The organism is Parafrigoribacterium soli, assembly GCF_040227235.1.
GTDB lineage: Bacteria > Actinomycetota > Actinomycetes > Actinomycetales > Microbacteriaceae > Parafrigoribacterium_A > Parafrigoribacterium_A soli.
The window spans coordinates 460,476-480,117 of sequence record NZ_JBELNZ010000001.1 but is presented as its reverse complement, the minus strand read 5'-3'; the positions used below and the strand labels follow the sequence as shown (position 1 = coordinate 480,117).

15 protein-coding genes are annotated in these 19,642 nt (G+C 62.8%); 14 read left to right on the top strand and 1 reads right to left on the bottom strand.

Translation table 11 applies throughout. From position 1 onward, the window contains the following. The first annotated feature begins 5 nt into the window (after nt 1-5). The 10 genes from ABUA37_RS02310 (at nt 6) to ABUA37_RS02265 (ending at nt 14,406) form a co-directional block, all read left to right on the top strand. Complete coding sequence (locus ABUA37_RS02310) at nt 6-1,328, top strand: enolase C-terminal domain-like protein (RefSeq protein ID WP_349897497.1); 1,323 nt, start codon at nt 6-8, stop codon at nt 1,326-1,328. A gap of 19 nt (nt 1,329-1,347) precedes the next feature. After that, complete coding sequence (locus tag ABUA37_RS02305; RefSeq protein WP_349897496.1) at nt 1,348-1,851, top strand: gluconokinase; 504 nt, start codon at nt 1,348-1,350, stop codon at nt 1,849-1,851. Between the two features lie 209 nt (nt 1,852-2,060). Next, on the top strand, nt 2,061-2,681 hold the full coding sequence (locus tag ABUA37_RS02300) for a 50S ribosomal protein L25/general stress protein Ctc (protein WP_349897495.1): 621 nt from the start codon (nt 2,061-2,063) through the stop codon (nt 2,679-2,681). An 18-nt stretch (nt 2,682-2,699) separates the two neighbouring features. Beyond that, on the top strand, nt 2,700-3,290 hold the full coding sequence (gene pth / locus ABUA37_RS02295) for an aminoacyl-tRNA hydrolase (protein WP_349897494.1): 591 nt from the start codon (nt 2,700-2,702) through the stop codon (nt 3,288-3,290). 131 nt (nt 3,291-3,421) lie between these two features. Further along, the gene (gene mfd / locus ABUA37_RS02290; protein WP_349897493.1) at nt 3,422-7,030 is read left to right on the top strand and encodes a transcription-repair coupling factor; all 3,609 of its coding nucleotides are present in this window, start codon (nt 3,422-3,424) and stop codon (nt 7,028-7,030) included. 173 nt (nt 7,031-7,203) lie between these two features. After that, nucleotides 7,204-8,016, top strand: a complete 813-nt coding sequence (locus tag ABUA37_RS02285) for an NAD(P)/FAD-dependent oxidoreductase (protein WP_349897492.1) — start codon at nt 7,204-7,206, stop codon at nt 8,014-8,016. Nucleotides 8,017-8,311: 295 nt separating this feature from the next. Next, the gene (gene dcm, locus ABUA37_RS02280) at nt 8,312-9,661 is read left to right on the top strand and encodes a DNA (cytosine-5-)-methyltransferase (RefSeq protein WP_349897491.1); all 1,350 of its coding nucleotides are present in this window, start codon (nt 8,312-8,314) and stop codon (nt 9,659-9,661) included. Continuing rightward, nucleotides 9,658-11,202, top strand: coding sequence for an ATP-binding protein (locus ABUA37_RS02275; RefSeq protein ID WP_349897490.1), 1,545 nt, complete (start codon nt 9,658-9,660; stop codon nt 11,200-11,202). The genes dcm and ABUA37_RS02275 overlap by 4 nt, the downstream gene beginning before the upstream one ends. Then, on the top strand, nt 11,199-13,439 hold the full coding sequence (locus tag ABUA37_RS02270; protein WP_349897488.1) for a Z1 domain-containing protein: 2,241 nt from the start codon (nt 11,199-11,201) through the stop codon (nt 13,437-13,439). Before ABUA37_RS02275 ends, ABUA37_RS02270 begins: the two co-directional genes overlap by 4 nt. Nucleotide 13,440: 1 nt before the next feature. Continuing rightward, the gene (locus ABUA37_RS02265; protein ID WP_349897487.1) at nt 13,441-14,406 is read left to right on the top strand and encodes a PD-(D/E)XK motif protein; all 966 of its coding nucleotides are present in this window, start codon (nt 13,441-13,443) and stop codon (nt 14,404-14,406) included. A gap of 89 nt (nt 14,407-14,495) precedes the next feature. Here ABUA37_RS02265 and ABUA37_RS02260 read toward each other — a convergent pair whose 3' ends face one another. Beyond that, a complete protein-coding gene (locus ABUA37_RS02260; protein WP_349897486.1) occupies nt 14,496-14,720 on the bottom strand; it encodes a hypothetical protein in 225 nt (74 codons plus the stop codon). Between the two features lie 595 nt (nt 14,721-15,315). On the opposite strand from ABUA37_RS02260, the gene ABUA37_RS02255 reads away from it, so the two are divergent. From ABUA37_RS02255 to hisS, 4 genes are all read left to right on the top strand, one after another. After that, complete coding sequence (locus tag ABUA37_RS02255; RefSeq protein WP_407075341.1) at nt 15,316-16,683, top strand: MFS transporter; 1,368 nt, start codon at nt 15,316-15,318, stop codon at nt 16,681-16,683. A 4-nt stretch (nt 16,684-16,687) separates the two neighbouring features. After that, on the top strand, nt 16,688-17,428 hold the full coding sequence (locus tag ABUA37_RS02250) for a MazG family protein (protein ID WP_349897484.1): 741 nt from the start codon (nt 16,688-16,690) through the stop codon (nt 17,426-17,428). Nucleotides 17,429-17,643: 215 nt separating this feature from the next. Beyond that, nucleotides 17,644-18,279 (top strand): TetR/AcrR family transcriptional regulator, encoded by a 636-nt coding sequence (locus ABUA37_RS02245; protein WP_349897483.1) that lies wholly within the window; start codon nt 17,644-17,646, stop codon nt 18,277-18,279. A gap of 25 nt (nt 18,280-18,304) precedes the next feature. Then, complete coding sequence (hisS, locus tag ABUA37_RS02240; RefSeq protein ID WP_349897482.1) at nt 18,305-19,597, top strand: histidine--tRNA ligase; 1,293 nt, start codon at nt 18,305-18,307, stop codon at nt 19,595-19,597. The last annotated feature ends 45 nt before the right edge of the window (nt 19,598-19,642 follow it).

Genomic DNA, 19,642 nt, shown 5'->3' with positions numbered 1-19,642 from the left:
CTACCATGCCCAGAATCTCCGGCATCACCGTGCAGGACGTGCGCTTTCCCACCTCGCTCGAACTGGATGGTTCGGATGCCGTCAACGTCGATCCGGATCACTCCGCGGCCTACCTCTCGATCACGATCGACGACCCGTCGTGGCCGAGCGGACACGGCTTCGTCTTCACCGGAGGACGCGGCAACGACGTGCTCTGCTACGCCATCGAGGCGGTGTCGAAGCTGCTGCCGGATAAGCCGGTCGAGTGGATGCTCGACAACCTCGGCGAGGTCTCCCGCCTGCTCGTGCACGATTCCCAGTTCCGCTGGATCGGGCCGGAGAAGGGTGTGAGCCACATGGCGGCGGGCGCCGTGCTCAACGCGCTGTGGGACATCAAGGCGAAGCGTGCCGGCCTCCCGCTCTGGAAGCTGCTCGCGCTGATGACGCCGGAGGAGCTCGTGGAGACCCTCGACTTCGGTCACATCACGGATGCGCTCACTCGCGAGGATGCGCTGGAGATCCTGCGTGCCGGGCAGGAGGGCAAGGAGGAACGCATCGCGGAACTCGAGGCGAACGGCTTCCCCGCGTACACGACCGGACCAGGCTGGCTCGGCTACACCGACGAGAAGATGCTGCGCCTCATCCGCGAGGCGCTCGATCTGAAGTTCCACATGATCAAGATGAAGGTCGCAGGCAACCTCGACGACGACAAGCGGCGACTGCGGCTCGCCCGCGAGGCCGTCGGGCCCGACTACCGGCTCGCGATCGACGCTAACCAGCGCTGGGAGATCGACGAGGCCATCGACTGGATCAACGAGCTCAAGGAATTCGACCTGTACTGGGTAGAGGAGCCGACGAGCCCCGACGACATCCTCGGTCACGCCCGCATCCGCCGGGCCATTGCGCCGACCAGGGTCGCGACGGGTGAGGCGGTGCAGAACCGCATCGTGTTCAAGCAGCTGCTGCAGGCCGAGGCGATCGACGTGATGCAGATCGACTCCACCCGCGTCGCCGGGCCGAGCGAGAACGTGGTGAACCTCCTGCTCGCGGCGAGGTTCGGCATCCCGGTCTGCCCGCACACCGGCGGCGCGGGGCTCTGCGAACTCGTGCAGCACTTCTCGTTCTTCGACTATGCGGTCGTCGGGCGCTCGCTCGAGGGGCGCATGATCGAGTACATCGCGCACCTGCACGAGCACTTCGTCTCGCCCGCTCGGCTTGTGAACGGCAACTACGCCGCTCCCGTCGACCCTGGTAACAGTGCCGAGATGCGGCAGGAGTCGATGGAGCGCTGGACCTATCCGGATGGCGCGGGCTGGGCAGAGCTGCGCGCAGCCGGCCGCGTCGCGTGATGCCAGTAACCTTGTAGCCATGTCGACACCTCAGCAGCCGCTCATCGTGATCATGGGAGTGGCGGGCTCCGGCAAGAGCACCGTCGGCGCGATGCTCGCCGAGCGCCTGGGCGTGGCGTACGTGGATGCCGACGACCTGCATCCGAAGGCCAACGTCGAGAAGATGGCCTCGGGGCATCCGCTGAACGACGACGACCGCTGGCCGTGGCTCGCGAAGGTGGGCGAGACCCTGCAGGATGCCGATGGCACGGGCCTCGTCGTCGCCTGTTCCGCCCTCAAGCACTCCTATCGCCTGGCCATCCTCGAGAAGGCGCCGCGCACTCGCTTCGTCGACCTGAGCGGTCCCCGCGACCTGCTGCAGGAACGCCTGCGCGGGCGCAAGGGTCACTACATGCCGCCGGCCCTGCTCGACTCGCAGATCGAGACCCTCGAGCCGCTCGGGCCCGAAGAGCCCGGCTTCACCGTGCAGATCGACCAGGCTCCGGAGCAGATCGTCGACGAGATTCAGGCGACGTTGGGCTAAGGGCCCGCCTTCGGCTAAGCTTGGCCCCTGAACTTCGGCGAGGGGATTACCTTTCGGTAGTCCCGTGATCGACGCGGTGGAGCAGGCAGGTCTGTCGGGAAACACTTTCCATGGGCACGCGTCTTCCTCACGCTGCAGTGCTTTGTGAACTGCCGATGCGTTCGAGTTGAATACACACACGTGGGCCTCGGCCCCGACAGGAGAAAACCATGGCTGACAACAGCACCAACCACCTCGTCACCGAGGTCCGCGATTCCTTCGGCAAGGGTGCGGCTCGCAAGATCCGCGCCGCGGGCAAGATCCCCGCCGTCATCTACGGGCACGGCACCGAGCCCCAGCACGTGACGCTGCCGGGCCACGAGGTCGCGCTCATCATCCGCAAGGCGAACCAGGTGCTCGAGCTCGACATCCAGGGCAAGTCGCAGCTGGCGCTCGTCAAGGATGTGCAGAAGGACCCGGTGCGCCAGATCATCGAGCACCTCGACCTCGTCGTCGTGCGCAAGGGCGAGAAGGTTCAGGTCGAGGTCTCGGTTCACCTCGTCGGCGAGCCCGTCTCGGGCACCACCGCAGAGCTCGACACCCAGCGCCTCCTCCTCGAGGTCGCCGCCACGAACATTCCGGAGCGCGTCGAGGTGAGCGTCGAGGGCGCCGAGGCCGGCACCCACATCCTCGCGAGGGACGTCACGCTGCCCGAGGGCGCGTCGCTCATCTCCGACCCCGAGGCTCTCGTCGTGGCGATTGCCGTGCCGCAGGCCCAGGACCTCGGCGAGACGCCGGAGACCGAAGAGGCCGCAGTCGAGGCTCCTGCCGAAGAGGCAGCGGCGGAGTAACACTTCACCTCTTCCCCCGTGGACAGTCAACAGTGGCTCGTGGTCGGGCTCGGTAACCCCGGGCCCGACTACGCAGGCAACCGTCACAACGTGGGGCAGATGGCGCTCGCGGAACTCGCCGATCGCGCATCCGCGAGCTTTCGTTCACACAAGGCTGGCGCGGCCGTTGCCGAGGCGCGCAGCGGACTCGAGGGCCCAAAGCTCATCCTGGCCAAGCCGAACAGTTTCATGAACCTCTCCGGTGGTCCCGTCGCGGGGCTGCTGCGGTTCTTCTCGCTCGACCCCTCGCGACTCATCGTGCTGCACGACGAGCTCGACATTCCCTACGACACCCTTCGGCTCAAGTTCGGCGGCGGTCACGGCGGCCACAACGGTCTGCGCGACATCATCGCCGCCACCGGCACCGCCGATTTCACGAGGGTGCGCATCGGCATCGGACGCCCGCCCGGGCGCCAGCCCGCCGCCGACTTCGTGCTGCGCGACTTCACCGCCGAGGAGCGCAAGGTGCTCCCCAACCTGCTCTCGGATGCCGCTGACGCGGTCGAGCAGATAGCTCGCGAGGGCCTCACCGCGGCCCAGCTGCGCGTGCACACCGCCCCCACCGACTGATCCACGTCGCTCCAACAGGAGGATGTGCGCGCGGGGCACCTTCAACAGGAGAAACTGCACGGCATCCCGGCGATTGTCTTGTTGGGTTGCGCTCGCCGCGCGCTGTCGGAGGGCTCGCGTAGACTCATCCGGTGATACTTGAGGGCTTAATTCCCGCGCTTTCGCGCGCCCGCACGCTGAAGAACGCCCTCGGTTACGCATCCGCCAGTGCCGACTTCTCGCTCGTCGACGGGCTGCGTGCGCCACTCATCGCGGGGCTGCTGAACGCGCGCAAGGGTCCCACGGCGCTGCTCGCCGTCGTCGCCACCGGCCGCGATTCCGAATCCCTGCGCGAGGCGCTCGCGAGCGTCGCGCCCACGGCCGAGATCATCGAGTTCCCCGCCTGGGAGACGCTCCCGCACGAGCGACTGAGCCCGAGCGCCGAGACCGTCGGCAAGCGCATCAGCGCGCTGCGCCGGCTGCAGCGCTGGCAGCAGAACAGCCCGGATGAGCGGGCGAAGCATCCGGTGATCATCGTCGCCTCGGTGCGCGCCACACTTCAACCGCTGGCGGACAACCTCACGAGCATCGAACCGGTCGCGCTCGTCGCGGGTGGCCGCGGCTACAACCTCGCCAGCCTCTCGGCCCGGCTCGTCGATCTCGCCTATTCGCGCGTCGACATGGTCACGCGGCGCGGCGAGTTCGCGGTGCGCGGCGGCATCCTCGACGTGTTCTCGGCGACAGCCGAGCATCCGTGGCGCGTGGACTTCTTCGGGGACGAGGTCGAGCAGATCCGTCAGTTCTCGGTGGCCGACCAGCGCTCGCTCGCCGATCCGATCGCAGAGATCGAGCTTCTGCCGAGTCGCGAACTGCTGCTGAGCGAGGATGTGCGCCAGCGCGCCCGCGAGATGCAGCACGAGTTTCCGAGCCTCGCCCAGATGCTCGCGAAGATCGCCGAGGGCATTCCGGTCGACGGCATGGAGTCGCTCGCACCCGCCCTCGTGGATCGCCTGGTTCCGATCACCCACTACCTGCCCGAGGATGCCGCTGTCGCGGTTCTCGCCCCGGAGCGCGTGGCGAACCGCGCCGTCAGTCTCGTCGAGACGAACCGCGAGTTCCTCGCCGCGGCCTGGAACGCTGCCACCGTCGGTGCCGAGGCGCCGATCGACCTCGACTCCGGCGACTTCCTCACTCTCGAGCGGCTGCGGGATGCCGCGGGTTCGCGCTCGTGGTGGACCTTCAGCAGCTTCGACAGTGGCGCGGCTTCGCTAGTGGAGACCTCGCCGACGAGCGAACTTCGCGACGGCGAGCACTACATCCGCATCGACGCCAGCACCGTTCCGAGCTTTCAGGGTCAGGCGAACGGCGCGATCGACTACGTCGGCGACCTGCTGAAGAACGGCTGGAGCGTCGTGGTCGTCGCCCAGGGCACCGGTCTCGTGGATCGCGCCGCAGAGGCGCTCGCCGATCAGGGCTATGCGGCCCGCGCGGTCGAAGAATTGCCGACGGATGCCGAACCCGGCGTCGCATACCTGCTCAAGGCATCCGTAGAACACGGTTTCGAGCTACCGGAACTGAAGTTGGCGGTGCTGAGCGAGAGCGAGTTCTACGGTCGCGCGGCCGGCTACGACGCGAGGCAGGTCAAGAAGCTCGCGGTGCGCCGCAAGAACGTGGTGGACCCGCTGCAGCTCAAGGCGGGCGATTTCGTCGTGCACCAGACGCACGGCATCGGCAAGTTCGTCGAGCTGGTGAAGCGCCAGGTCTCGAGCGGCGGCCGAAACCCGGTGAAGACCGAGCGCGAGTTCCTGCTGATCGAATACGCGCCCTCGAAGCGAGGGTATCCGGGCGACAAGCTCTACGTGCCCACAGACCAGCTCGACCTGCTCACCCGCTACGTCGGCGGTGAAGCGCCCGCGCTCAGCAAGATGGGCGGCAGCGACTGGTCGGCGGCGAAGGGTCGCGCGCGCAAGGCCGTTCGCGACATCGCTGTCGAACTCGTCAAGCTCTACTCGGCCCGCATGGCGTCGAAGGGCCACGCCTTCCCGCCGGACACCCCGTGGCAGCACGAACTCGAAGACGCGTTCCCGTTCGCCGAGACGCCCGACCAGCTCACCACGATCGACGAGGTGAAGGCCGATATGGAGCGGCCGATCCCGATGGACCGCCTCATCTCCGGCGACGTCGGCTACGGCAAGACCGAGGTCGCCGTGCGCGCCGCGTTCAAGGCGGTGCAGGATGGCAAGCAGGTGGTGATGCTCGTGCCGACCACGTTGCTCGTGAAGCAGCACATGGAGACGTTCCAGGAGCGCTTCGCCGGGTTCCCCGTGCACCTTCGCGCGCTCAGCCGGTTCCAGACCGACAAGGAGTCGAAGGAGACGATCGAGGGCCTCGCCGACGGTTCGGTGGATGTCGTCATCGGCACCCACAGGCTGCTCTCCGGCAACATCGTCATCAAGGATCTGGGGCTCGTGATCATCGACGAGGAGCAGCGCTTCGGCGTCGAGCACAAGGATGCGCTGAAGAAGCTGAAGACCAACGTGGACATCCTGGCGATGTCGGCCACGCCCATCCCGCGCACGCTCGAGATGGCGGTGACGGGCATTCGCGAGATGTCGACGCTCGCGACGCCGCCGGAGGATCGGCATCCGATCCTCACCTTTGTTGGCCCGTACCACGACCGCCAGGTGGCTGCGGCGATTCGACGAGAACTCCTGCGCGAGGGCCAGGTGTTCTTCGTGCACAATCGCGTGTCGTCGATCAACCGGGTCGCCGCACAACTCGCCGAACTCGTGCCGGAGGCGCGCATCGCCGTCGCCCACGGGCAGCTGCCGGAGCACGTGCTCGAACAGGTGATGGTCGATTTCTGGGAGCGCAAGTTCGACGTACTCGTCTCGACCACGATCATCGAGACCGGGCTCGACATCGCGAATGCGAACACGCTTATCATCGACCGGGCCGACAAATACGGCCTCTCGCAGCTGCACCAGTTGCGCGGTCGCGTCGGTCGTGGTCGTGAGCGCGCCTACGCCTACTTCCTCTACGACGCGGAGAAGCCCCTCGGTGAGGTCGCTCACGATCGCCTGGCCACAATCGCCGCGAACAACGAGCTCGGCGCCGGAATGCAGGTGGCGCTCAAGGACCTCGAGATCCGCGGCGCGGGCAACCTGCTCGGTGGTGAGCAGTCCGGGCATATCGCGGGCGTCGGTTTCGACCTCTACCTGCGGATGATCGGGGAGGCCGTCTCGACGTTCCGCGGCGAGGTGGCCGAGGGTCAGACCGAGCTGCGGCTCGAGTTGCCGGTGGACGCGCACATCCCCGAGGACTACGTGGAGAGCGAGCGATTGAGGCTCGAGGCATACCAGAAGCTGTCGACCGCGTCGTCGCCCGCGGCATCCGCTGACCAGATCGACCAGGTGCTCGAGGAGCTCACCGACCGCTACGGCGAGCCGCCGGCGCAGGTGCTGAGCCTCATCGAGGTCTCGAAGCTTCGGCGGATGGCGCAGAAGGTTGGTCTGTCAGAGGTCGTCTCCGCAGGCCCGAACCTTCGAGTCTCGACCGCGGAGCTCGCGGACTCAGTGCAGGTGCGGCTGCAGCGCATGTACCCGGGCGCGCGGTACTTCCAGCAGACGAAGGCCGTCGCGGTGCCGATGCCGCGCGTGAACGGCGAGGCCCTGGCCGACGCGGACCTCATCTCCTGGGTGAGCGCCCTGCTCGTGGCGATCTTCGGTGCCGAGGTAACGGAGCCCGCTCCGGCGCCGTAGGCGGGTTGAGTAGCGACTCGGCGGGTTGAGTAGCGAGCGCCAGCGAGCGTATCGAAACCTCTGCCAACAAGGCGGGTTGAGTAGCGAGCGCCAGCGAGCGTATCGAAACCCCTGATTTGCCAACCCAGCAACCCCACTTGCTGTTCCGGCACCCAGCGGCAACACTGGCAAGCATGACTGATTACGACTCCATCATCGTGGGCGGCGGAGCCGCCGGGCTCGCCGCCGCCATGGTTCTCGTGCGGGGCCGCCGCTCCGTGCTGCTGTTCGACTCCGGCCAGCAGAACAACCTGCGCACCACGCACTCTGGCGGGGTGTTTCTGCACGACGGCGAGGCGCCATCCGCTCTGTATGCCGGCGCGCTAGAGCAGTTGCGCGAGTATCCGACGTTCAGCCTCCTGCGTGCCACGGTCGAGAGCATCGAGCGGGCGGATGGCGGTTTCCGCGTGAACTCGGACCAGACCGCGCGCACGATCGTGCTCGCACAGGGCGTGCAGTTCATCCCGTCGGAGATCCCGGGCGTTGATGCGCTGTGGGGGAGCAAGATTGTGAATTGCCCGTTCTGCGATGGCTACGAGTCGCGCAATATGCGCGTGCTCGGTGTCGGCAACGAGGACTGGCTTGCCCACATGGGTGGCTTGCTGCCGAATTGGGTCGATGACCTGAGCTGGTCAGCCAGCGCAGACCTCGAGAGTGTCGAGGATGTCGCCAACGGCATTCTGGTCCGCTACCGCGATGGTCGTTCCGAGACCTTCGAGCGGATGTTCGTGCAACAGGCCTGGACCCAGCGAGCCGGCCTCGCCGACGCTCTCGGCTGCGACCGGACTGCGGAGGGCACCCTCGTCCTCGACGGCTTCGGCCAGACGACCGTGCCGGGCATCTTCGCTGCCGGCGACCAAACGGGTGGCCCGATGCAGGTCAACCTCGCGGTCGGGTCCGGCCATCTCGCCGGCATCGGCGCGATAAACGCGCTCGTCGCGCGCTGAGCAGTGAAGACGCGGCCTGGTTGTGACACCGGACACCGACTGGATCAAAACCTCACCCGCCGGGTCATCGACGTTCTACTTCGCCCTACGGTCATTCAACTCAGCGACCGTCGCAGAGCGTGCGGAAGTGATTCAGGCGCTTCGTCGGAACGCTGGTTCGTAGCCGCGTGAATGGCCTTTCCTGCGTGGTGCCATCATTTCCGAATGGATCACCGAGCACGTCGGCGCAGGAAGTCAGCACTGTCTGGGAGGATTAGGGCATTCCTTGAGAATTGCATTGAAACGTGAGGTACGCATGAGTGGCACTGCCGAGGTTCGTGACTCGTTTAAATTCATCGATCTGTTCGCTGGCCTGGGCGGGTTCCATGTGGCGCTGAGCCGCCTGGGCGGCAAGGCGGTGTTCGCCGCAGAATGGGTAGACAGTCTGGCAAACCTCTACGAGCAGAATTTTTCGCTTAGGCCTCAAGGTGACATAAGCAAGATCGACCCGAAGTCCATTCCTGACCATGATGTTCTCACGGCGGGGTTCCCATGCCAGCCATTTTCGAAAGCGGGGGAGCAACTCGGATTTGAACACACCGAACAGGGTCAGTTGTTCTTCCACGTCGTGGACATTCTCCGCGAGAAACGCCCTCATTATTTCATTCTCGAGAACGTCCCGAACATCCTGAAACATAAGTCCGGGGCAACCATCGCGAGGATTGAAGCCGAACTCCGGGATCTGGGGTACGACGTGCAAATCAATCGTTTCTCTCCCCATCACTTTGGCATTCCGCAGGTTCGAGACAGGGTTTACATCGTCGGCTCATCGACGAATCTCGACGCTTTTCAATGGCCGAAACACGGAAAACAACCTACTGATGTGCGCTCAGTGCTAGAGGAGAACCCAACCGATGCGCGGCAGTTGTCACAGAAGGCGCTGGACTGCTTGCAGGTATGGGACGACTTTTTGACAAGTAGCCCCGCTGCCCTCCAAATTCCTTCATTCCCCATATGGTCCATGGAATTTGGGGCCACGTATCCGTTCGAAGATGAAACACCATTTGCTCTGACTGAAGAACTTGGCAGGGAGGGTCTCGCGGAGTACAGGGGGAGCTATGGCGCGCGACTGGAGGGGCTTACAGTTCAGGAACAAATGTCTGCCCTCCCAAGCCACGCGCGCAGACCCCAACTGCAGTTCCCACAGTGGAAAGTCGACTTCATTCGCCAAAATCGGGAATTCTATGCTGCGAATAAAAAGTGGATAGACCCGTGGCTCCCAAAGGTGGTGTCGTTCCCATCAAGCTTCCAGAAGTTTGAGTGGAACGCTAAAGGTGAGACGAAGTCGGTCTGGAATTTAGTTGTCCAGATGCGGGCCTCCGGGGTCAGAGTCAAGCGTCCGACAACGGCGCCGAGCCTTGTCGCGATGACGGACACGCAGGTACCAATCATCGCGTGGGAGCGGCGCTACATGACTCCAAGGGAGTGCTCTGCGCTGCAGAGCCTAGAGTCGATTGACTTGCCAGTCAGGCGAACGGACGCATACAGGGCGCTCGGAAATGCGGTTAACGCTCGTGTAGTCGAGCAGGTAGCGTCGGCTCTCTTGAGTAGCGAACAAGCGCCAGTATCTCTCGGGCTCAAAGAAGTTGAGGCTGACGCGGCATGACTGGTGAGCTGCGAGTAAACATCCGGCCTGAGGTGAATATCCTCTCGGTGCTGCGTCACCTAAATTACAAGCCCTGGTTTGCGCTCGCGGAGTTCGTAGACAATTCGCTTCAGAGCTATCTCGACTCGAATCTTGCAGTCCAAGGGATACCTCTCGCGGTAGCGATTGACTTTGAAGCCGAGGGCGCCGGCCGAATAGTGGTTACTGACAACGCTGCGGGTATCCTCTTGTCCGATTTTCCACGGGCGTTTCGGGCGGCGGATGTGCCGCCCAACACGAACGGGCTGTCTGAATTCGGAATGGGGATGAAGAGCGCAGCCTCGTGGTTCGCAAAGACATGGCGCGTGCGCACTTCAGTGGCAGGTGAAGGGGTCGAACGTTCGGTAACGTTCGATATCACAAGCATTACTCAAAACCACACGGAACAACTCGATGTTATCGAGGCATCGGCGCCCATAGATGCGCACTACACAGTGATTGAGCTCAATGGACTGAATCACATTCCACAAACCCAGACCGTCAACAAGATTAAGAGCCACCTCACGAGTATCTACAGGACCTACATACGTGATGAGCGAATGACGCTATCTTTTCGGGGCGAACAGCTTCAATACGCGGAAGTCGAGCCACTGAGCGCCCCGAGGGCTGCTGAACCCGATGGTGTCGTTGAATCCTGGTGGAAGCCAATCGAGTTCTCGCTTACTGGCGGCCAGACCGTCGTGGGATTTGCGGGTATTCGCGCGGTCGGATCGACCTCGCAAGCGGGATTCGCTTTGCTTCGCCGAGGTCGGCTCATTCTCGGAAGTTATGACGAGCCTTACCGACCAGTAGAGATATTTGGACGGTCGAATACATATACCTATCAGAGACTTTATGGCGAACTCACCCTCGACGGGTTTGAAGTCAGCCACACCAAAGATGGTTTCCGATGGGAAGAAGAAGAAGAGGAGTTCCTAGCGCTGCTGGAACTGCAGATTCGTGCTGAGCCGCTGAATCTATTCGCCCAGGCATCAGGATACCGCGCAAAAACCGCGGACCTCATTACGCCAATTGAGAATGCGGCGACCAACGTCGCGGCTGCCGTGGAAGCTCATTTCGTCGAAGTTCTTGGCAACGCGCTCGTCCCAATAGTCGACTCGATGATTCCGGACCAGGTCTCCGAAGCCGCTGGGCGGACGATAAAGCGCCAGATAGAAGTCAAGATTGACTCCGCGAACTGGCTGATCGAGATTGAAGCGACGGTTGACGCACCCCAGGGCGACTGGCTGGAAGTTGGTGCAAACGTGGACGAAAAAGGTCCTGACGGCAAGCCCCGGACTAGAGTTTCAGCGAAAGTCAACTTGAGCCACCCGTTTAGCACTAAGTTTCTCGGCCCCTCTAACGAGAACAGCGAGTTGATGATCGCACTCGCAAGTGCCGTTGCGCTTTCATTGGCACTCGGGAAGCAAGTGGCTGCGAAGTCATACAAAATATTGCGTGACCTGAATGTTCTCCTCCGCGATACATTCGCGGTCATTACTGGGCAGGAGGAGCAGCGATGACTGTGAACGTGAGACCGCTCAGTGGTCCTTCGGGCGAGTGGACCCCGTCGATAGGTTCGCGGACGACCGCCTTTATCGGAAAGAAGACTGCTGGACCGAACGCCATGTCGCCCGATGCGGTCAATCAGGTTCTCGAAGAAGCAACCGATATTCTCTCGCATTGCGTAGCTCCGACGGCTAGTACCGGGGCCAACGCGGTCCTCGTCGTTGGCTACGTGCAATCCGGTAAGACCTTATCGTTCACCACGGTTGCGTCTCTCGCCCGGGACAATGGCTACGGGCTCGTCGTCGTGCTCGCTGGAACGACTAACAATCTTAAAGGGCAGTCTGAGGACCGACTCGAAAAGGATCTCGGACTGGACGAACTCCAGCGAGACTGGCGACACTTCGACAATCCGGAGTCGGAGGGGGCTGATGCCGCTGAGATTCGGAAGATACTAGTGAACTGGGACCGTCATCGACAAGGCAAAACCAGGGAAGACAAACCGGCAGTATTAGTAACTGTCTTGAAGCACGCGAAGCGATTAAGCGACGCTGCGGAACTATTCGAGGAGCTCAAGTTAACTGGGGTTCCTGTCCTCGTAATCGACGACGAAAGTGATCAAGCCGGGCTCAACATCAAAGCGCGCCAAAACTTGCTCCATGGCACTGCGGATGAGAGCGGTACATACGGGTCGATTGTCGCTCTACGTCGCGCGCTTCCCCTCCATTCCTATCTTCAATACACAGCAACGCCACAAGCGAACCTCTTGCTCTCGACGACTGACGTCTTGAACCCTTCTTTCACGAAGGTGATTAGCGCGGGACAGGGGTATGCCGGCGGAAGTATTTTTTTCGTTGACCGCCGGAGCGAGTTGATCGTTCGGGTGCCGGACACAGAGATTTTTGACCCCGCCAACCCGTTCCCGGAACCACCCCCAAAACTACAAGAAGCATTGCAGGTTTTCGTGCTGGCAATCGCAGCTGGCGCTGGGAGCGATGGTCTGTCGAACCGCTCGATGATGGTACAAGCACACCAGAACACTGCGCCGCATGCCCTCTATGCAAAATGGGTGCAGAGTCTGCTCAAATCTTGGAGCGACGGACTCAACTCTGGGAAGCAATCCGCAGTTGAGCAGATTCACGAGGAATTCCAAGTTGCCTACGGTGAATTGGGGAAAACCGTAGGAGATCTGCCCAGCCTCGAGGCGTTGCTCATGGAGGCGGGGGAGAAAATCGACGAGATTAAGGTCGTGGTCATCAATTCGACAGCCGACGCAGTGAAGAAGATCAAGTGGAAGTCTTCAGAATACTGGGTTCTCGTTGGGGGGCTGAAGCTGGATCGCGGGTTCACGGTTGAAGGGTTAACTGTCACGTATATCCCGCGGCGCGTAAGCGCTAATGCAGATGTACTTCAACAGCGTGGAAGATTCTTCGGCTATCGCGAGGGCTATATCGACTATTGCCGCGTGTATATGACTGGGGACTCAATAAACGCGTTCGCGGATTACGTTGAAGACGAGGAGTTTCTAAGGAAAAGCCTCCTCGAGCACGAGGGTCGTCCAATGACCGCGTGGAGGCGCGACTTTATTTTGAACCGCCAACTTTCTCGTCCGACGCGCGCTGGCGTAGTTGGGCGGCGAGTTAAGCGATTGCCGCTGAACGCCGGTTGGACCTGGCCTAAGTCGATGCATGTAGACGCTGGCGCAATCGCGCGTAACAGCCAAATTTTTAACTCATTGCGTGCGTCGATGCAGACACAATTGCAAGACGCCACAGTGCTCCCGGGCGTTGTTGACAGGCGGACAGGCGCGTATCGGCACGAGGTGCGGACGCACGCCCCGCTAGGATCGGTCATCGAATTCTTGCTACAAGCGCAGTTCCCCGTGATGGAAGATTCGCTTCAATTGACCGCGATAAACATGGCGCTGGGCCGCTATTTAGCGAAGAGACCCGACGCGACCGGGACGGTCGTCTTTATGTCCGAGATGAAAGTTCCGACGGGGCCGGGGCGTGACCTTGAGGTCCTCAGAGGAAACATATTCGTCGGCATGACGCCTAACGGCGCGAGCGGGTCAGACGTGATCTACTCCGGCGACCGCACAGTCTTCAGTCCCAACGAAGTAACTGTTCAATTGCGATTGGTGAAATTGTCGTCACCACCTCCGCCACCTGGTGATCAGTACAGTTCTGTTCCTTGGCTCGCGGTCCATTTTCCCAAGGACATTGCTCATGACGCGTGGCTCGAAGATGACTGACGTGTTCGCGATTGCCGAATTCGCAAGTGATGCCTTTGAGGGGCTGAGCCGGCGGATTACCCGAGGCACAGGCGTCATGCCCGCGGCATGGGTTCCGGGCCGGGCAGACGCTCTGTTTGCGTTGTCGGAGGCAGGAGACTATTACTTACTAATCAGCCTGGATGAACCAGTACACATAGCCGAGCGGCGGCTAAATGCGCTGCGGATAAGTTCGGGGGGAGTGTTCGCACTTTCCTCAGATGAACCGGCGGAGAATATCGAGGCGTCGTTTGCCGCAGTGGTCCTTGAACGCGGCCATCCCGAATTAATCACCGCGTTTGGAACGCTGGCTGGCATACTCCTCGGGTCGCTGTCACAGTCACCCTCCCGCCAAGAACTGACAGTCTTCTTAGACGATTTCCTGGATCTGTTTGCAGTCCGGCGGGTTGTTCCACGCCAGAAGGTTGTCGGCCTGTGGGGCGAACTATGGCTAATGAGCCAAGTGTCTAACCCGTTGCGCTTAGCCAAGGCATGGCACATGGACGCGACGGCCAGGTTCGATTTTTCGCTTGAGAATGCTCGAATCGAGGTGAAGACCACCGAGCGCCAGACCCGGACTCATCGCTTCAGTCTTGCGCAGCTCGAGGTGCAGCCCAAACCCACCTGGATCGCTTCAATAGTGGTTGTCGGTGACGCATCCGGGTCCTCCATTTCGGATTTGCTGATCGCTCTACTGAACTCGCTGCCGCCTGCAGAGAAGGCGCAGGTCGCACGCAAGGCACTCGAGGTCGTGGCCGGGGATTTGGAAGCGACGTCAGACTTCCGATTTGCTCCGAGCGGGGCCGCGCCGCTGGCTCTCGTGGAAGCGCAAAATATTCCACGAGTGGCGGTACCAAAGAATGCGGCGATCAGTGACGTAGTCTTCTCGGTCGATATCTCCCGGGAGTGCGCGGTTGCAGACGTCAGTCTCGGTAGCCTTCTAGCCTGACCTCAAAGCACTCAAATAAGCGCGCCGCTTCAGTGCTCAGTTCTTATCCCAGCGCATTAACGACATAGGACAATTCTTTGCAGGCGTCCCTAGGTAATGTCTGTGCCGAACGTTGTGGTCAGAGCTTTCTGAAGTAGTCCCGCCATGGCGGCGTCTAGCTGAATCGTTTGGCTTACCTTTGGTAGCGACGCCCGCGCGTCGGAACCGAAAGTCGATATCTGCAATAATGGCGCCCCATCGTTGTCGGTAACGATGGACCATTCAGCATCGACCTCCGTTGGATGGACCTTTCCAGATCCGGAATTCTTGGTCATCGAGCGAATTCTTGCCATGGGGGACTCCATTGATAGTTGCTTGGTAGTGACGCTATCTAATTGCTGCTGAAGTCGGTGAATTCCCATCCGGCGCTACCGACTATTCATGCGAGGCGTCGTGCCAACGATCTTGAAATCACTGTCCCGCGGCGTCGGCGAAGGTGTCAATCAGGCCATCTCGCGCACAACAACCAGACACTTCGCGGTCGACCCTCAGTTGATCCTGTGGTGCTTGGTGGCAACACCCAGATGGTCGGTCGCGGCAAACGGTCTGCTCAACGCATCGTGCTCGCCGAACCATATGACAGGGGTGCGTGGCTAAGCTGCTGATGGTCGCCGAATTCACAGAAGCGCACCTAGTTCGTCCCACCCTCCACCGTCGACATCCATCGCACCCCACGACGCGGCGGACGACTGCCCGTGCCCGAACCGCAGCGGCTTGCCGGATGATTGCCGCCACTACGAGTCGGCCGCGCGGGAATCCCGCCCGGTGCACAATGGTTGAGCCACAAGACCAAAGGACACCGTGAGCTCACCCACCCCCACGACCAGCGTCGGCTTCCGCTCCGAGCGCGGGCCGATCCTCATCGCCCTCATGCTCACCACAGGGCTCGTGGCCATCGACTCGACCATCCTCGCCACCGCCGTCCCCTCGATCGTCAAAGACCTCGGCGGATTCGCGGCCTTCCCCTGGCTGTTCTCCATCTACCTGCTCGCCCAGGCGGTATCGGTGCCGGTCTACGCGAAGCTGTCCGACGTCATCGGCCGCAAGCCGATCGTGCTCATCGGAATCGGCCTCTTCCTCCTCGGCTCGGTGCTCAGCGGATTCGCCTGGAGCATGCCGGCCCTCATCGCGTTCCGCGCCCTCCAGGGCCTCGGCGCCGGCGCGGTGCAGCCGATGGCCGTCACCATCGCCGGCGACATCTACACGATCGCCGAACGCGCAAAGGTGCAGGGCTACCTTGCGAGCGTCTGGGCAATCTCCGCGGTCGTCGGCCCCACCCTCGGCGGAGTCTTCTCGCAATACCTCAGCTGGCGCTGGATCTTCTTCGTCAACGTGCCCCTGTGCATCCTCGCCGCCTGGATGCTGCTGCGATCGTTCCACGAAAAAGTCGAGCACCGCCAGCACCGCATCGACTACCTCGGAGCGGCGCTGCTCACCGCATCCCTCAGCCTGCTCATCCTCGCCGTGCTCGAAGGCGGGCAGGGCTGGGCCTGGAACTCACCGCAGAGCATCGGGGCATTCGCGGTCGGCGGCATCCTGCTCGTCGCATTCGTTTTCGCCGAGCGACGCGCGGCAGAACCGGTGCTGCCGCTGTGGGTGTTCTCCCGGCGGCTGTTGCTCACCACGACGCTCATCTCCCTCGGAGTCGGGGCCATTCTCATCGGCCTCACCTCCTACGTGCCCACCTACCTCGAAGGCGCACTCGACGCAGCCCCGATCGTCGCCGGCCTCACCCTCGCCATACTCACGATCGGCTGGCCCATCTCGGCGTCGCTCTCCGGCCGCATCTACCTGCGGATCGGCTTCCGCAACACGGCGCTCATCGGCATGGCACTCGTCATCCTCGGAGCGATCGTGCTCGCCGTCTTCGCCCTCACACCGAACCTCATCATTGTCGCCACCGGATGCTTCGTCATCGGCCTCGGATTCGGCCTCGTCGCCACGCCGAGCATCATCCTCGCCCAGTCGAGCGTTGGCTGGGGCGAACGCGGAGTCGTCACCGGTACCAACATGTTCGCGCGGTCCATCGGCAGCGCGGTCGGCGTCGCCATCTTCGGCGCTGTCGCCAACTCGATCGTCGTCAACCGCGGCGGCGACCAAGCGGATGTCGCCACAATCGAGAGCGCAGCATCCGCCGTCTTCATTGCGGTCCTCATCACCGCAGGGGCCACGCTTGTGGCGGCACTCGCCATGCCCCGCCGCGAACCGCAGCTCGCCGAGGAGCCGGTGGCAGGATGAGTTCATGACACCGCGGTATCCGAAGCTCGAAGAACTCATCGACGTGCTTCACCAGTTGCGGGTCCCGGGCGGCTGCGCGTGGGACGCCGAGCAGACCCACGCTTCCCTCGTGCAGTACCTCGTCGAAGAGACGTATGAGCTGGTCGACGCGATCGAGACCGGCGACCGCGATGAGCTCATCGAGGAGCTCGGCGACGTGCTCTACCAGGTCGTATTCCATGCCGACATCGCCGCGCATACGACCGGCGAGAACTTCAGCCTCGAGGATGTCGCCGAACGCATGACGTCCAAGATGGTGAGCCGGCATCCGCACGTCTTCGGCGACCTGGCGGCGCAGCAGGCCATGAACATCCAGACCGGGGACGACGTCGTCGCCGTGTGGGACGAACTCAAGAAGGCAGACAAGCCGCATCGCACGAGCGTGCTCGACGGTGTGCCCCAGTCCATGCCCGCGCTCGCGCTCGCCGACAAACTGCTCGGCAAGGCGGGCAAGCTCGGCGTGACGATCGCAAAACCCGCGGATGCCGCTGCCGCGCCCACAGCACACGACGAGTCCCAGCTTGGCGCGCTTCTGCTCTCGATCGTCTCGACCGCGAAGCAGAACGGCCTCGACTCCGAACGCGCGCTGCGCACGGCGCTGCGCGGACTGCAGGACGACATCCGCGGGGCCGAAGCGCGCGGAATACGGCTTAAACAAGCGGTGCCCCCTCTAACCCGAATAGAGAGGGCACCAGGTTCGGCATGATTATTTCGCTGGAAATTTCACAGTGAAAGAGCCATACCCAACCAGGGGCAGCCGGTTTACCCGACCGGCTGACCCGGTTTGATCGTGCCGATGCGATGCTGCATCACACGTGCATTATGCAGGCGGCCAAGCCCCGACGCTTTACGGCCTGCGTGCATATGTCTCTGAGTATAACAATAACGGTCGTTTGTGCAAACGTACGTTATGTTTATGTTATGGCGCGCACTCCGGATCCCGAGAGGCGCCCTGCGCTGCTCGAACAGATCGTCGAACACCTGCTCGATCAGCCGCTCGCAACCCTCTCCTTCCGCAGTCTCGCCTCTGCCCTCGGTGTGAGCACATACACGCTGGTCTATCAGTTCGGCAGCCGTGCCGAATTGCTCCATGAGATTGTACGAGCGATCACTACGCGCCAGAACGTGGTAGTCGAATCGGTCGCCGCCGAGACGGGGGATCTTGCCGCCCACCTGCGGAATCTCAGGGAGTCGTGGGAGTGGTTCCTGCAGCCGCGCAACCGACAGTTGCAGCGACTCGAGTTCGAGGCCTCGATGCTCGAGGCCCAGGACCCGGGGGAGGACCCCATTACCCCCAAGGTCTTCCAGCTGTGGCACAGTGCCGGCCTTGATGCCCTGCTCGCGATGGGCATCCCTGCCGCGGATGCGGACGTCGAGGCGCGCGTCATCACGAACACGATGTACGGCCTGCAGCACGATCTCATCGTCAACCGAGACGAGTTGGCGGCGACGAGAGCATTCGAGCGGGTACTCCGCTCCTATTCCGAGCGCATTCGTGCGCTGGTACCCGACGTGGGCGAGTTCGAATCCGTGCTGGAAGGCAGCGCCGAAGCGTAGTCCGCGGCCGTGGAACAATCGGGGTATGGCACGTTTGGTAAATCCCCCGCGCGGCATGCGCGACTTTCTCCCCCAGGAGAAGGAGCGCCGCGAACGCGTGCTCTCCGTCATCCGCTCGGTCTATCGCGCGCACGGCTTCGACGAGATCGAGACCCCCGTCATGGAGGACTCGTCCCGGCTGCACGCGGGGCTTGGCGGAGACAACGAGAAGCTCGCCTTCGGCGTGCTGAAGCGCGGACTGACGGCCGACGACCTGCACGCCGCGAACGATGCTCTCGACCTCGCCGACCTCGGCCTGAGATTCGACCTCACCGTGCCGCTCACTCGCTTCTATGCCACGCACCGCGCCGAGCTGCCGTCGGTGTTCCGTTCGATTCAGATCGCGCCGGTGTGGCGAGCCGAACGACCGCAGAAGGGCCGCTACCGCCAGTTCCTCCAGTGCGACATCGACATCATTGGCGAGGCCGGATCGCTCGCCGAGGTCGAACTGCTCGGGGCGACGGCCGACACCATGGACGCGCTCGGCATCGAGGGCTGGTCGCTACGCGTCAACGATCGCCGCATTCTGCACTCGCTGCTGCGGTACTGGAAGATCGACCCCGAGAACTCCGAGCGCGTGCTCATCGCCCTCGACAAGGAAGACAAGATCGGCGTGCAGGGCGTCGTTGACGAACTGGCCGAGCTCGGCTTTGGAGACGCCGAACTCATCGCGAGCGTGCTGCTCGGCGGTGAGCTCACGGATCTCGCCGACGATGGATGGTCGCTCGACACCGCGGCGGCACCCGCCTGGCTCGACCTCGACGTCTACGCCGAGCTGCGCGCACTTCGGGACGCGCTGCCCCAGGCGCACGTCGTCTTCTCACCGATTCTCGTGCGCGGCATGGGCTACTACACCGGCACGATCTTCGAGATCGCGCACCCATCCTCCACGAGCTCGCTCGGCGGCGGCGGACGCTACGACGGCATGGTCGGCCGCTTCCTCGGCACCGACGTTCCGGCCGCGGGTTTCTCGATCGGCTTCGAACGCATCCTCGACCTCGTGCACCTTTCCCAGGCAGAGGCGACGGATGCGGTGGTCCTCCTCTACGACGCGGATGTCGCCCCGCCGACACTGCTGGCCTTGAAGTCCGCGCTGCTCGCCGCCGGCGCGCCCGGTGGACGCCGCGTGCGACTGGAACGCAGGCCTCGCAACCTGAAGCCGCTTCTGGAGCAGCTTGCGGCATCCGGATTCGGCAGCCTCGCCACCGTGACGGCGTCGACGACCAGCATCGATGAGCTCGAATTCCGACCGCTCGAACAGGCTCCGGCGGGGGAGTAGCGGGCACAAACTACCGCATCGGGAGTGGTCACCGCCCCCGAGTAG